The organism is Lactobacillus johnsonii ATCC 33200, assembly GCF_000159355.1.
Lineage (GTDB): Bacteria > Bacillota > Bacilli > Lactobacillales > Lactobacillaceae > Lactobacillus > Lactobacillus johnsonii.
In genome coordinates this window covers 586,273-600,960 of sequence record NZ_GG670120.1, presented here as the reverse complement: position 1 = coordinate 600,960, position 14,688 = coordinate 586,273, and the positions used below count along the sequence as shown (strand labels likewise).

Here is a 14,688-nt window from a genome sequence, read left to right as displayed (position 1 = left end):
TAAAATGAAAGAATATAAATTATATGCAACAATGGGCGCTGGATTTGAAAGTGTAGTTGCAAAAGAATTAAACAATTTAGGTTATGAAACAACAACTGAAAATGGCCGTGTATTTTTTAAAGGAACCCAAAAAGACATTGTAAGAACTAATCTATGGCTTAGAAGTGCTGACCGCGTAAAGATCTTACTAAAAGAATTTAAGGCCACCAGTTTTGACCAATTATATGATGAAGTTTATAGCTATGATTGGGCAGAATTATTACCGGTAGATGCTCAATTTCCTGTAAAGGGAAGAAGCGTCCGTAGTAAGTTACATTCTGAACCTGATGTTCAATCAATTGTAAAAAAGGCTATTGTAGATAAGTTGACCGATCAATATCGAAGACGTGGATTTTTACCAGAAAGCGGAGCCGAGTATCCGCTAGACATCCATCTCCACAAAGACACTGCACGTTTAAGCTTAGATACTACTGGTCAAAGTTTATTTAAACGTGGCTATCGTGTCGAGCATGGTGGAGCTCCTTTAAAAGAAAATTTTGCAGCAGGTTTAATTGAACTAACTCCTTTTGATGGTTCTCATCCCTTTATTGACCCTATGACTGGATCAGGAACAATTGCAATTGAAGCTGCCCTTAGGGCAAAGAATGTAGCTCCCGGTATTTGGAGAAAATTTGCATTTGATAATTTTGATTGGTTTGATAAGAAATTACATCCCGAATTAGTAGAAGAAGCTAAAGCACAAGAAAAAAAGGAGCATGCTACAATCTTAGCGAGCGATATTGATCAATCAATTTTAGAAATTGCTAAAGTGAATGCTCATAATGCAGGAGTACTGCAAGATATAAAATTTAAGCAAGTCGCTGTAAAAGACTTTTCAACTGATTTAGAAAATGGAGTTATTGTTGCAAATCCTCCTTATGGTAAACGGCTTAAGGATCGAGAAGCAGCTGAAAAGATCTATGAAGAAATGGGACAAACATTGCGTCCTCTTACTTCTTTTAGTCAGTACTACCTTACATCTGATCCTCAATTTGAAAAATACTTTGGTGCAAAGGCCACTAAGAAGAGAAAATTCTATAATGGTAATTTACGAACCGACTATTATCAATATTGGGCTAATAAGAGATAACAATTATGTTAACGCAAGATAAGAAGACTAGTTTTTGGGTTATTAGTGATACTCATTTAATTGCAGATAGCTTACATGATCATGGACAGGCTTTTTCACAGATGCAAAAAACTAGTCAGGGTAAAGATCTATACTATCAAGAAACTGCTTTAAGCGCATTTGTAAGAATGGCGCAAAAAAAGAAACCGGCTGCAATCATTGTTACGGGGGATGTAACTTTTAATGGTGAGAGAGTGTCAGCAGAAAAATTCGCTGAGATTTTTAAACCTTTAGAAGAAACACAGCTTTTAGTTCTTCCTGGAAATCATGATATTTATGATGGCTGGGCCAGAGAATTCCGCGGAAAGAAACAATACTACGCTGGTCAAATTAGTCCTAGAATGTGGCGTAATATTTTTAAAACATCCTATAAAAATGCAGTTAGTGTCGATGATAAATCTTTAGCTTATAGTGTTCAGCTTAATCCGAATTATTTGTTGATTTTAGCTGATTCTAATGACTACGGTAAAGAAGAATCTACTACTGCCCCTGCGACAGCTGGCTTTTTAGGAAGAGAACAACGACGCTGGATTAAGGCACAACTTCAATATGCTAGTGAGAATAATCTTCAAGTGATTTTTTGTATGCATCATAACCTCTATGCCCATAATCCAGCTGTAAACAAAGGATATGTTGTTGATGATTATCGTGAACTGCGTAAGTTATTAGCTCAATATAATGTGAAATTAGTTTTCTCTGGTCATATTCATGCTCAGAATATTATGTTGCCGCAAGATCCTTGTCCAGCTACCGAAGTTGTAACTGCTAGTTTTTGCTCCAATGATCAAGGCTATGGGGTAGTTAAGGTTTCGCCGAAAGAAGTTAGTTATACTTGTTATCATTTTAAGATGAAGGACTATTTAACTGACAAAGAAAAACAAAACTGGACTTTAACTCACTTTCATGATTATTTAAAAAATATTCAACTAGGAACTATTTCGGCAGAATTAATGCAGAAAGATCTTTATCAAAATCATGATGATCTAGATACTGTCAGAAAAATGGGACGTCTTTTCGGCGAAATGAATTATCATTTTTTTACTGGAAAGAATCATATTGAAAGTGAAGAATTGCAAAAACTTAAAAAGTCACCAATTTATCAACGTTTAATTGCGGACAACCCACATTATGAATTGTATTTACAAACGTTATACGATATGTCAAATCATGATAACTTACATGTAAAAATTAAATACTAAAGATAAAAAACTCTGATAACTGCTCCTAGTGGCAATTTTCAGAGTTTTTTTAGATATATAGGTGGGTATTTCTAGCTATCATTTTCTTTACTTTTGTCCACCACATATGTAAAAGATATGCAGATGAAAATGATAGGATCCAGGTTAATAACCAGCAACCAAATAAGGTTAAAAATGGATGGAACTTTGCATGATATTGCATATTTAATCCTCGCCAGACTGACTGATTCCAAAAGACATTAGCAAGATAGGCTCTATAAGCATAAATAGCTAAAAAATGGAATATTCTCAAGCTATTTATTTGTCTTTTACGAACTTGATATAAACAGAAAGCAGCAATTAAGCAAATTACTGCCAAACAGTAAAACGTCATTGATGGTTTATAGTAAAGCGCATTATAGAAATTAAGAGGATAACCGAATTGACTTAATTCATAATTAGTCCAGATGAAGCAAAGAATAAAGATTACTACAATTAACCACCAAAACTTAGTTATAAATTCATTAAAGTACGATCTAAATTGCCAGGCTAAAACACCAAAAACAGCATAAATAAAAAAAGAGATAAATACTCGATCTAATAAATACCAGTCATTTTGATGAACACCATGAAAAACATAATAGTCGTAAAATGCTAACCAGGCTAAGTAAAGAATTAAAGTAACAATTGCCACTGCAAAAGCACGTTTAATATTATTTCTTACATAGCGACTAATTGACCAAAAAAACGGCATTAGGATAATAAACTGTAGCATCATCGTGTTATACCATAAGTGAGGGGCTGCATTACCATTAATAAATTGCCAGCAAAAAGTACCAAAGCTATTAAACTTATTACCTTGCTGAAGCCATGGCATCCCTAATAAATAAATTAAGGTCCACCAAATCGTTGGTACAAAGAGATTGGACCAATTCTTTTGTAGATGCTTGAAGTAAGAGAAATGACCGTTTAAGTCACTAGTCCTAATAGTCGTGTATAAAATACCAAAAATAAAGGCCGGAGCAGTATATTTAACTAGATTATAAAGAATACCAAAATCAACTTGCGTTTGCTGAGACTGGTGCATATTAATAATAATGCTCATAATTGGTTGTAACATGACCGCTGTACAAGCAAAAACTTTTAAATAGTCACCAATATCTGCAATCTCGTAACTAGAATATTTATATTTTTTCATAATTAGCACCCTTAAGGTTATAAATTAAAAAGAGAAGCAAATTTAATAAAATTCTTGCTTCTCTTAATTATATTAGTTAAATAGTATCAATCTTCAACAACTTTTGACTTAATATCCTTAATCGGCTTGCCATTTTTATCGAAATAAGAATCTAAATCTCTGCCCCAAATCATAGCCATAGTATGTTGCCCTACATGAACACCAACTACTGGTCCGATAATACTTTGATAAATTTTGACCTTAGGAAAACTACTTTTATAATCACTAACCCATTCATTTTTTCTTTCTTCATCATCAGCATGAAAAATTGTCAACTGAATTGGATAGGGCATATCAGAAGTTAAACTATCAAAGTCTTTTTTAATATGATTATAGGCACGCTTATAATGTCTCTCTTTGGCAATCGCTGAAATTTTACCCTCATTTTGAACGTCCATAGATAAGATTGGCTTGATCTTTAAAATAGAACCTACGAAACTAGCGGCATTTGATAAGCGGCCTGTTCTTTTTAAATGATTAAGATTGTCTACCATAAATCTAACATCGGTAGTGTTTCTTAAATCCTTTAAGTCATGCATGATTAAATCAATGTCAGCCCCGGCCTTGACTAGTCGACCAGCTAATATTGCAGCATTAGCTTCTCCTGCACAGGTTATTTTACAATCAAAGGGATGAATATTAATTCTGCTTTCTTCATCAGCTACACTTAAAACATTATTGTAAAAGCTAGAAATACCGCTTGAAAGAGTAATGATAATTAGATCGGTATAACCTTCATCAATATATTTATCAATATATTTTTTTACGGTTCCAGTTGAGGGTTGAGAGGTAGTGGGAAGAGTAGAGGAAGTGCTTAGCTTTTCATAGAATTCATGGAAACCAATATCAATTAAATCCAGATATTCTTTATTATCCCAGATAATTGGAATTGGTAAGACATCAATTCCATATTTCTCGCATTGCTCTTTAGTTAAATAAGATGAACTGTCAGTTACATGTTGTTATTTTCCTCCATATTCTTGTTTAATATTATAGTCTAGAACGCTATTTTAAACAAAAACGTAAATCTGCTTGATTTTTGTTACAATAGAAGTAATTAACAAATAGGGTGTGACCTAAATTCTAAATTATGAAAAAACATTTTATTTTTTTAGGCGCTGCTGGTGTAATTTATTACTCCTGGCTCCTAGCACTAATTTTTGTAGCCTTTATTGTCGGGTATGAAAGCAATAAAGCAATTAGCTATCCTGCACTTAGCTTAGGAGCTATTTTTGTGGTTATAGTTATTTATACCTGGTTTAATTCTTATTTTCAGAAAGAAGCAAGTGTTTACTGGCTAAAACTACCATATCGTCAGAAACTTCAGCTTCAAAATTTAAAGATTAAGTGGCAATGGAAGGCATTTGTTGTATATGAAGCAAAGAGTAAGATTAATACTTACTTGCTTTTAGCACTTAAAAGAAAGAAGAAATGAATTTGAAGTCAGATATTGAAATCGCACAAGAAATTAAAGAATTACCTATTACAGAAATTGCAAAAAAAGTTGATCTTCAACCAGATGAAATTGAACTTTATGGTAATGATAAGGCTAAGATTAGCTGGAAGGGAATTAACAGAATTAAACAAAGTAAAGAACTGGGTAAGTTAATTCTTGTTACTTCAATTAGCCCTACACCGGCTGGTGAAGGAAAATCTACTATTACCATTGGTTTAGGGGATGCAATCAGCAACCAACTTCACAAAAATACTTTAATTGCATTAAGAGAACCCTCAATGGGTCCTGTTTTTGGATTAAAAGGTGGTGCAACTGGTGGTGGATATGCACAGATCATCCCAATGGAAGATATTAATTTACACTTTACTGGTGATATGCACGCATTAACTAGTGCAATTGATACTTTGGCTGCTTTAGTTGATAACTATATTTATCAAGATAATAGTCTAGAACTAGATCCTAATCGTATCTTATTAAAACGTGGAATTGACGTTAATGATCGTACTTTAAGAAAAATCACTATCGGACAAGGTTCACGTTTTAATGGAATAGAACATGAAGCTAGCTTTGCAATTACTGTAGCTAATGAATTAATGGCTATTTTATGTTTAGCAACTGATATTGATGACTTGAAAAAGCGCATTGGAAATATGCTAGTTGGCTTTTCTGTGAAAGATGAACCTATTTATGTTAAAGACTTAGGGTTTGAGGGAGCAATTGCTGCGCTTTTATCAACCGCATTAAAGCCTAACTTAGTTCAAACACTTGAACATACCCCAGCAATTGTTCACGGCGGTCCATTTGCTAACATTGCTCATGGTGCTAATTCAGTAATTGCTACTAATACTGCTTTACACTTAAGCGACTATGTTTTGACTGAAGCTGGTTTTGGAGCAGACCTCGGTGGCCAAAAGTTTATGGATTTTGTTTCTAACCATTTAGATAAACGTCCTGACGCTGTAGTAGTAGTTGCAACCGTAAGAGCATTGAAGTATCAAGCAGAAGAGACAACTGATCACTTAGATGAAGAAAATATTCCAGCTTTAGAAAAAGGTTTTGAGAACTTAAAGCGCCATATGGAAAACATGGCTCATTATGGTGTACCTGTAATTGTACTAATAAATAAATTTGCTAGTGATACTGAACAAGAACTATCAAGATTGAAAGAACTTGTTAAAGCTGGTGGTTTTGAATGTGAAGTAGTCTCTTACCATGATGAAGGATCAAAGGGCGGAATTAAGGCCGCAGAAAAAGTGGTTGAGTTAACTAATAAAGCTAGTGACTTTACCTCAGTATATGAACCTATTGACTCTGTAGAAGAAAAAATTGGTAAAATTGCTCATAATATTTATCATGCCAAGGATATTGAATATTCTGATAACGCTAAGGATCAATTAGCAGAAATTAAGAAAATGGGTAAAGAAAACTTACCAGTAATTATGGCTAAAACACAGTATAGCTTTACTGATAAAAAGAGTATATTAGGAGCTCCAGAAGATTTTACACTTCATGTTAAGAATTTAGCTCTTAAAAATGGAGCAGGTTTTATTGTGGTAGCTACGGGATCTATTTTAGATATGCCAGGATTGCCAAAACATCCAGCTGCCTTAGATATTGATGTAGATAATAACGGAAAGATTTCAGGATTATTCTAATGAGTAAAGCTAAACAAGCCTTATATCTAATAATTTCTTTATTAGTAATTATTGCAGATCAATTATTAAAGAATTATATAGTTACTAATTTTAAAATTGGTGATGAAAAGACTATTATTCCTGGTGTCCTTTCATTTACATATTTACAAAACGATGGAGCAGCTTGGAATATCTTCAGTGGACAAATGATTTTATTTTATTTAATCAGTATTGCCGCTATTGCAGTTGTAATTTACTATCTTTTTAATCCCAAATATAAAAATGGCCTTTTTGATACAGGATTAGCCTTAGTTTTAGGTGGAATCATTGGTAACTTTATTGATCGTTTGCATCTAAAATATGTAATTGATATGCTGCAACTAGATTTTATTCAATTTAATATCTTTAATATTGCGGACAGCGCAATTACAGTTGGAATTATCTTAGTTTTTATCTATCTAATATTTATAAGCGAAAAAGACTAAAGGACGAAGAGTAAATGACTAAAAATTATAAGTTAGTAATTGATGGAGAAAAAGGACGTTTAGATAAGGTAATCGCTGAGAAAATTACAGATTTAAGTCGAACTAAGATTAAGGAATTAGTTAATGATAAAAATATTTTAGTTAATAATAAAGCTGAAAAAGTATCTTATAAAGTACAGTCTGGTGATGTAATTGATGTTACTATTCCGCCTGTTAAACCATTATCATTAGAAGCTGAAAACTTACATCTTGATATTGTTTATGAAGATTCAGATGTGATTGTGGTTAATAAGCCTCAAGGAATAGTTGTTCATCCCTCAGCCGGCCATCCAGATCATACCTTAGTCAATGGATTACTTTATCATACACGTGATTTAGCTGATAGTCCTGAAGGGTTTCGTCCAGGGATTGTGCATCGAATTGATAAAGATACCTCTGGTTTATTAATGATAGCTAAAAATGATAGAGCACGTGAAAGTTTAGAAAAGCAATTAGCAGAAAAAATAAATAAAAGAGAATATTTGGCAATTGTTCATGGCAACTTTGAAGTAAAAAATGGCGTAATCAATGCTCCGATTGGTAGAAATCCAAATAATAGAAAGCAAATGGCGGTTAATCCAAAGGGAAAAGCTGCAGTTACACACTTTACAGTACTAGAGCAATTCAAAAATTATAGTTTAGTCAAATGTGTACTGGAAACAGGCAGAACGCATCAAATTAGAGTGCATATGAAGTACATCGGTCATCCATTAGCTGGCGATCCCTTATATGGCCCAAAGAAAACCTTGTCAGGTCATGGACAATTTTTGCATGCCAAGACTTTGGGGTTTTATCAACCTTCTACGAATGAATGGTTGGAATTTTCTGCACCATTGCCAACAATTTTTGAAAAACAATTAGAGAATTTACGACAAGAAATGAAGCAATAGATTATGAAAAGATATTTAATTCTTGAAGACGGAACTGCATTTTCGGGGCACAGTTTTGGTGCTCCCATTACTGCTACAGGGGAGCTCGGTATTCAAACAAGCAATTTTGGATATCAGGAAGCAATTTCAGACCCTGCTAATTTTGGTAAAATTTTGGCTTTTACTACTCCAATGATTGGTGGAAGTGGTATTAATGCAATCGACTATGAATCGATTGATCCAAGTGTACGTGGCATAATTGCGAATGATATTGCTTTTCATATTTCTGCCAATCCAACTTTTCAAGATTTAAATGATTTTCTAAACGAGAAAAGAATTCCGGCAATCTACGGTGTTGATATCCGCGCTCTAGTTCAAAAATTGAAGAATAAGCGAGTTATTAAAGCGTCTATTATGGATACAGATGATGCACATGCTTTCGATCAAATCAAGGCCCTAGTTTTACCAAAAAATAAAACGGCACAAATATCTACAACGCATCCTTATGCTGCCCCAAATATTGGAAAAACTGTAGCTGTCATTGATCTTGGTTTAAAGCATTCATTACTGCGTTCCCTTTCTTTACGGAAAATTAATAATGTGGTTTTACCATACAATGCATCAATTTACGATATTATTAATCTTCGAGCGGATGCAATTGTTATTTCTAATGGACCAAGTAGAGTAGAAGAAGTTGCACCATTTTTAAAACCAGTATTTGATAAGTTTTACGGAAAATTACCTATTCTAGGAATTGGCTTAGGCTTTTTGGCAATTAGTAATTATTTAAACCTGGAACTCTTGGACTTAATTCCAGCCTATAATGGCAGCAATTTTCCAGTTATTGAACAAACTAATAATCGAATTTGGCAAACTGCAATGAATATTGATCAATTAGTAGTACCTGATAGTTTATCTTTGAATCTTTCACGTAAATATTTTGATTTAAGGTCGGAGTTATTAGCAGGCTACAATATCAAAGAAGATAAAGTTTTAGCAACTGCCTTTAATCCAGAAGGCTCACCAGGTAATTTTGATGCAGCCAGCATTTATGATCAGTTTTTAAATATGATGGAGTAGACTATGCCTTTACATAATGAAATTAATAAAGTTCTTGTTATTGGAGCGGGGCCAAGTATTGTTGGAGAAGTATCAGAGCTTGATATTCTTGCTAAACAAGCATTAACGGCTTTTGAAGAAAGTAACGTACAAGTTGTATTGATTAATCCTAATCCTGCAACAGTCACAACAGATCCGCATCCTAATGTAAATGTATATCTTGAACCAATGACGTTGCCTTTTGTGAAGCGAATTATTCGGATGGAGAAGCCGGATGCTATTATTCCGGCTTTTGGGGGTAAGCCAGCTTTAAAACTCACCAGTGAATTATTAGAGTCGGGCATCTTGACTCAAATGAATATTGAGTTACTAACTATTAACAGCTTGGCATTGAGTCTATCAGATCCTCATAATTTCTATAGTTTTCTTAAAGCAAATAAGATTGCGGTGGCCAATCAATGGCTATTAGAAAAAGAGGAGGACTTAAGGCGGGTAATTGAACATGCTAATTTTCCTTTGCTTTTATCAAAAAAGCAGCATTATCGCCCCGATAGCATGATCTCTTTAGAAAATCTAACTCAATTAGAGCAATACTTCTTAGACGAAGAAGCCGATGATCATTTTAATTGGAAAGATTATCGTTTAACTGAAGATTTATCGAATTGGGAAGAATTAATTTTTGATATTGTTCGGGATAATAATGGAAATTTTGTATTTGTAGGAAATATTGGTAGTTTAGAACCAGTTGGTATTAACTCTTCAGATTCTTTATTAGTAACGCCGATTTTAACTAGAAATAATAATCAAATTCAACGCTTAAGAAATTGCTGTCGAAAGATTGCTAATTGTCTTAATTTACATGGAGCTTTAAGTATTCATTTTGCTGTTAAGCAAAGTGGGGAAGACTTTAATTTTAAAGTATTAAGTATTAAGCCACGTTTGACTCAGAGTAGTTTGCTTTCTTATAGAAGTGGCGTATATTCTATTGGATATGTAACGGCCAAAATTGCACTTGGCTATAATTTAAATGAAATCACTGATCCACAATCTGGAATTTCTGCCGCTGTTGATCCTGTTCAAGATGCTTGCTTTGTAAAATTACCTTATTGGTCTTTCACAGAAGCTGGTTATAATCACTACACTCTTAATAATAAAACCACTTCCGGAGGCCAAGCTTTAGGAATTGGTCGTAACTTTGAAAGTGCATTTTTAAAGGCTCTCCAGTCAACTACTGGTTTTTCTAATAATGTTAAGACCTTTAAAAAGGAATATAAAAAAAGCGAAAAAGAATTATTGCAAGATCTAGCAAAGCCTAATGAAATACACCTAATTACACTATTGGCCGCGATAGCAAAGGGAATTAATTACCATACTCTTCACCAGCTTTTACATATTCATTTAGTATTTTTGCAGAAGTTTAATCATATTTTGATTTTATTAAAGAAATTACGTAATGATGAACTTACGGCTGATTTAATGCTGAAAGTAAAGAAAAATGGTTTTTCTAATCGATTAATTGCTGAAATTACGCAGCAAGATGAAAAATCAATTGCTGATTTATGTAAAAAATGGTCAATTAAGCCTAGCTATATTGAAATTGATGGAACAGCTGGGTTAATCCATCCTAATATTCAAGCTGTTTACAGTAGTTATGGAATTGAAGATGAAATAATACCGCTATCTAATTCGAAAAAATGCCTTCTTTTAGGATTAAAACCATTTCAAGTATCTCTAACTGGTGAGTTTGATTATATGCTCTACCATGCTGCTAAGACCTTAAAAGAGCAAGGAATTAGCCCGGTGATTATTAGTAATAATCCAGAAAGTGTGAGTGCAGCTTATGATGTATGCGATCGAATTTACTTTGAACCAATTACTTTAGAAAATATTCTTGAAGTTGCATGGAAAGAAAATATCAAAGAAGTGGTAACGCAATTTTCTGGCAAACAGATTAATGAGTATCGCAGTTCACTCTTAGAACATGGTCTAACAATTTTAGGTCAGCCTAATTTGAAGGAAATTCTAAGGGAAGATCATGCAGATGAAGTATATCAGGCTGGCGTTAATCCAGTCCCAGCTCTTCAATGCGATAATGAAGAAAGCATTTTAGCTTTTGTTAAAAGAAATGGCTTTCCAGCTTTAATTGGTGGTACAAGTAACGGTAAGAAGCAAAAATCTGCTGTTGTCTTTGATTTACCAGCTTTACAAAGATATATTGCTGAAAATTCATTAGAGCATATGAATGTTTCGAAGTTTATTGAAGGCAAAAAGTATGAAGTGACTGCTATTTCTGATGGTAAAAATGTTACTATTCCCGGAATTATTGAACACTTTGAACAAACCGGTTCACATGCCAGTGACTCCATAGCTGTCTATCGTCCACAAAATCTATCAACTAATGATCAGCGTAGATTACGTGATAGTGCAATTAGTATTGCCACTAAACTTAATTTAAGAGGACCAGTTAACTTACACTTTTTACTAGCTAATGATCAAATCTATTTATTACAAATTAAAAGTTACTCTGGACACAATGTAGCTTTTCTAACTAAAGCACTAAAAAAAGATATTACAGCTATAACAATGAAAGTTTTGTTAGGAAGTACATTGTCTGAATTAGATCTTCCAAGCGATATTTGGCCATCAAACGACTTGATTCACGTTAAAATGCCAGTCTTTTCTTATTTATCATATAGTAGTGAAAATACCTTCGATTCTAAGATGAAGACCTCTGGTAGTGTGATGGGCCGAGCCAAGCATTTGCCAACTGCATTGTTTAAAGGATATGAAGGCAGTGATTTAATGATTTCAACATATGGTACTGTCTTTATTTCGGTTAAAGATTCTGAAAAACATAGTGCAATTAAAATAGCTGTCCGCTTCCATCAGTTAGGTTTTAAACTGTTAGCAACTGAAGGTACTGCAAATGTATTAGCTGAAGAGGGAATAACAACAGGAATTATTGAAAAAGTTCAAGAGGGAAGTAATAGCTTACTTGAAAAAATAAAGCAGCACCGAATTAATCTAGTAATCAATGTAACCAGTTTATCCGACTCTGCTAGTCATGATGCAATTATGATTAAAGATGCAGCTTTAAGCACACATATTCCTGTTTTTTCTAGTTTACAATCAGCGCAAGATGTGTTAATAGTACTTGAAACTTTAGCAATGACTACTCAACCTTTGTAAAATTAAATATTATTTATTATGTAAATTTAGAGAATATATAAAAAGCGCTCATTTTGATATGAACGCTTTTTTCTATATTCTTTTTTCTAAAATATCTTTTTCATTGGGAGTAACTTCGATTGAATTCTGACCAGTATAAATGACAAAACCAGGCTTAGCACCATTAGGTTTTTTAATTCTTTTAACTTGCACATAATCAACTGGGACGTGACTAGAATTCTTTCCTTTAGAGAAATAGGCAGCAATTTCAGCTGCTTCTTTGATATCTTCATCACTTGGATCATTGTCCTGCAAAATGACATGAGAGCCAGGCATATTTTTGACATGGAACCAGTAATCACGTTTGTCTGCCTTTTTTAAAGTTAGCCAATCATTTTGATAATTATTTTTACCAACTAATACTTTTTTACCATCACTTAGTTTAAAAGTATTCAAATTTTTTTCGCTAATCTTTTTCTTACGGCGATGATTATGATTTTGTTCTTTTAGATAGCCTTGATTAATTAATTCATCGCTAATTGCATCAATATCTTGTGGATCAGCGTTATCAATTGCAGTTTGGATAGAATCAAAGTAATCTAAATTCTCATTTGCTAATTTAATTTGTTCATTAATATGTTTAATTGAATTACGTAATTTTTGATAACGAGTAAAGTATTTTTGTGCATTTCTAGCAGGTGAAAGTGCGGGATCAAGTTTTATTTTTAAGGGCTTATTATTTTCATAATAATTTGGTAGATCAATACTTGTCATCCCAGCCTTTACTTCATGAAGATAAGCATTAAGCAATTCACCCTTAATTCGATATTCTTCAGAATTCTCGGCTTGATCTAGTTGCTTACGTAGCTTAATAATCTTCTTTTTAAGTTTTTTAAGCTCATTATTAACAATATTTTCAATTCTTTTAGATTTTTGCTTTACCCATTCACGATTAGCCTGATCACGATAAAACTCGTCTAATGTTTTATTGACATCGTCATTAGAATAAATCAAATTTAATTCAAGATGATAGGGAAGGTAAGTATATACACGATCCTTATGCTTAATGGTTTGTAATACATATCCTTTTGGTCTATTAAATTGATTAAAAAATGTCTGTAAAGAACTATATGAAAAATCGTCTTCTAAGTAACCAGTAAATTCTTTTTTATCGTCTCCGTCTAAACCATTAAATTGTCTTACAAAATCTGCTGGTTCAGGATACTTTTCCTTTAAGTCATTGAAGCTGTCAGCAGAAAAATCGAAGCCATTGATTCCTGGAAGAAGAGGAGGGAGTTCATAAGGGGCATGTGGAAGTAGTAAGCGAGCGCGGTTTTCATCAGGATTGATTCTTTTAAGCAAATCAATAATTTTATTATCATCCGCATTATATAAAATCACATTACTGTGTCGGCCCATCAATTCTACTGATAAAATAAGCTGCATTTCATCTCCTAATTCATTTCGATTAGAAAAATGAAAGTTAATTATTCTCTCAACACCGATTTGTTCGATTTTTTGAAGAACTGATCCTTCTAAATATTTCCGCAAAACCATGACAAAAGTAGGAGCAACGTCAGGATTTGCAATTGTGTCATTTGTAATATAAAAGCGTGGATTTTGAGCATTAGCAGAAATCAGCAACCGCTGATTCTTTCGATCTTTCCTAAAATTTAAAACTAAATCTTGTTCAAATGGTTGGTATATTTTAGTAAGTTTTCCTCCAACCAGAGTAGGGGAGAGATCTTGCAGAAGACTATGAATAAATAAACCATCAAAAGCCATAAATATCCTCCTTTAAAACAGCATATTTAATTATACTCTTTAATCCCTTGAATTTCCTTGTTAAATAAACATGTGATTTTTTCACTAATATTGTTAATTTTTTCACGAATCTTGTGAAAAATTAAATTATGTCTTAGAATTATTGTTGATTAGAAAAAATGGGACAATTAAGTATAGGTGGTAAATAAAATGAATGTCTTAATATTTAATAGCGTTAGTGAGAATATTAAGCGAGTGATTAATAAAAAGTGTGGATTAAACCTCTCTCAAACTCGCTTATTACTATTCTTTGATCATCATCAGAACGAAACTTTGACGATGGGAGAATTAGCACAGGCATTAAGTATATCTCTTTCGACCCTAAGTAGACAAATCAAGCAGAAAAAAACTGCTTCTTTAATTAAAGTAGAACGTTCAAAGAAGGATTCTAGCAAATCTTTAAATTTAAACAATGAGGGATTAGCTAAAGCCCAAGAATTAAAAAAAGTTCTTTCTCAAATTGAAGCACAAATTTTTTCTAGTTGGAGTGAAGAAAAAATACAGGATTTTGATAGTAAATTACAAATTATTGTTAACAATCTTGTAACAGATGAAGTATAAATCATCGATT

11 protein-coding genes and 1 pseudogene are annotated in these 14,688 nt (G+C 33.0%); 9 read left to right on the top strand and 3 right to left on the bottom strand.

What is annotated here, in order from left to right:
• The first annotated feature begins 4 nt into the window (after positions 1-4).
• Positions 5-1,129, top strand: a complete 1,125-nt coding sequence (locus HMPREF0528_RS02860) for a THUMP domain-containing class I SAM-dependent RNA methyltransferase (protein ID WP_004894878.1) — start codon at positions 5-7, stop codon at positions 1,127-1,129.
• 5 nt (positions 1,130-1,134) lie between these two features.
• Positions 1,135-2,367 carry a metallophosphoesterase gene (locus HMPREF0528_RS02855; protein ID WP_004894876.1) on the top strand — a complete coding sequence of 411 codons (1,233 nt, stop codon included), beginning with the start codon at positions 1,135-1,137 and terminating at the stop codon, positions 2,365-2,367.
• Positions 2,368-2,416: 49 nt separating this feature from the next.
• On the opposite strand, the gene HMPREF0528_RS02850 is transcribed toward HMPREF0528_RS02855, so the two are convergent.
• Positions 2,417-3,544 carry an acyltransferase family protein gene (locus HMPREF0528_RS02850; RefSeq protein WP_004894873.1) on the bottom strand — a complete coding sequence of 376 codons (1,128 nt, stop codon included), beginning with the start codon at positions 3,542-3,544 and terminating at the stop codon, positions 2,417-2,419.
• An 86-nt stretch (positions 3,545-3,630) separates the two neighbouring features.
• Positions 3,631-4,539, bottom strand: a pseudogene (locus HMPREF0528_RS02845) (DegV family protein); the annotation flags it as partial.
• 134 nt (positions 4,540-4,673) lie between these two features.
• Between HMPREF0528_RS02845 and HMPREF0528_RS02840 the strand changes: the two are divergent.
• From HMPREF0528_RS02840 to carB, 6 genes are read left to right on the top strand one after another with little or no spacing between them, the layout of a single operon-like run.
• Positions 4,674-5,018 (top strand): hypothetical protein, encoded by a 345-nt coding sequence (locus HMPREF0528_RS02840; RefSeq protein WP_004894866.1) that lies wholly within the window; start codon positions 4,674-4,676, stop codon positions 5,016-5,018.
• Positions 5,015-6,694, top strand: a complete 1,680-nt coding sequence (locus HMPREF0528_RS02835; RefSeq protein WP_004894863.1) for a formate--tetrahydrofolate ligase — start codon at positions 5,015-5,017, stop codon at positions 6,692-6,694. Before HMPREF0528_RS02840 ends, HMPREF0528_RS02835 begins: the two co-directional genes overlap by 4 nt.
• Entirely contained in the window at positions 6,694-7,158 is a 465-nt protein-coding gene (lspA, locus tag HMPREF0528_RS02830) for a signal peptidase II (protein WP_004894860.1), read from the top strand. The genes HMPREF0528_RS02835 and lspA overlap by 1 nt, the downstream gene beginning before the upstream one ends.
• Before the next feature lie 14 nt (positions 7,159-7,172).
• A complete protein-coding gene (locus HMPREF0528_RS02825) occupies positions 7,173-8,087 on the top strand; it encodes an RluA family pseudouridine synthase (protein ID WP_004894858.1) in 915 nt (304 codons plus the stop codon).
• A gap of 3 nt (positions 8,088-8,090) precedes the next feature.
• Positions 8,091-9,146, top strand: coding sequence for a carbamoyl phosphate synthase small subunit (locus tag HMPREF0528_RS02820; protein ID WP_004894856.1), 1,056 nt, complete (start codon positions 8,091-8,093; stop codon positions 9,144-9,146).
• A 3-nt stretch (positions 9,147-9,149) separates the two neighbouring features.
• A complete protein-coding gene (carB, locus tag HMPREF0528_RS02815) occupies positions 9,150-12,314 on the top strand; it encodes a carbamoyl-phosphate synthase large subunit (protein WP_004894854.1) in 3,165 nt (1,054 codons plus the stop codon).
• Between the two features lie 72 nt (positions 12,315-12,386).
• On the opposite strand, the gene HMPREF0528_RS02810 is transcribed toward carB, so the two are convergent.
• Positions 12,387-14,078, bottom strand: coding sequence for an Rqc2 family fibronectin-binding protein (locus tag HMPREF0528_RS02810; RefSeq protein WP_004894852.1), 1,692 nt, complete (start codon positions 14,076-14,078; stop codon positions 12,387-12,389).
• Positions 14,079-14,267: 189 nt separating this feature from the next.
• Here HMPREF0528_RS02810 and HMPREF0528_RS02805 point away from each other — a divergent pair, with 189 nt between their 5' ends.
• Entirely contained in the window at positions 14,268-14,678 is a 411-nt protein-coding gene (locus HMPREF0528_RS02805) for a MarR family winged helix-turn-helix transcriptional regulator (protein ID WP_004894850.1), read from the top strand.
• The last annotated feature ends 10 nt before the right edge of the window (positions 14,679-14,688 follow it).

What these genes read in the sequence shown, in the direction of transcription:
- HMPREF0528_RS02860 (WP_004894878.1), top strand. Translation starts at nt 5, where the DNA reads ATGAAAGAATATAAATTATATGCAACAATGGGCGCTGGATTTGAAAGT.
- HMPREF0528_RS02855 (WP_004894876.1), top strand. Translation starts at nt 1,135, where the DNA reads ATGTTAACGCAAGATAAGAAGACTAGTTTTTGGGTTATTAGTGATACT.
- HMPREF0528_RS02850 (WP_004894873.1), bottom strand. Translation starts at nt 3,544, where the DNA reads ATGAAAAAATATAAATATTCTAGTTACGAGATTGCAGATATTGGTGAC.
- HMPREF0528_RS02840 (WP_004894866.1), top strand. Translation starts at nt 4,674, where the DNA reads ATGAAAAAACATTTTATTTTTTTAGGCGCTGCTGGTGTAATTTATTAC.
- HMPREF0528_RS02835 (WP_004894863.1), top strand. Translation starts at nt 5,015, where the DNA reads ATGAATTTGAAGTCAGATATTGAAATCGCACAAGAAATTAAAGAATTA.
- lspA (WP_004894860.1), top strand. Translation starts at nt 6,694, where the DNA reads ATGAGTAAAGCTAAACAAGCCTTATATCTAATAATTTCTTTATTAGTA.
- HMPREF0528_RS02825 (WP_004894858.1), top strand. Translation starts at nt 7,173, where the DNA reads ATGACTAAAAATTATAAGTTAGTAATTGATGGAGAAAAAGGACGTTTA.
- HMPREF0528_RS02820 (WP_004894856.1), top strand. Translation starts at nt 8,091, where the DNA reads ATGAAAAGATATTTAATTCTTGAAGACGGAACTGCATTTTCGGGGCAC.
- carB (WP_004894854.1), top strand. Translation starts at nt 9,150, where the DNA reads ATGCCTTTACATAATGAAATTAATAAAGTTCTTGTTATTGGAGCGGGG.
- HMPREF0528_RS02810 (WP_004894852.1), bottom strand. Translation starts at nt 14,078, where the DNA reads ATGGCTTTTGATGGTTTATTTATTCATAGTCTTCTGCAAGATCTCTCC.
- HMPREF0528_RS02805 (WP_004894850.1), top strand. Translation starts at nt 14,268, where the DNA reads ATGAATGTCTTAATATTTAATAGCGTTAGTGAGAATATTAAGCGAGTG.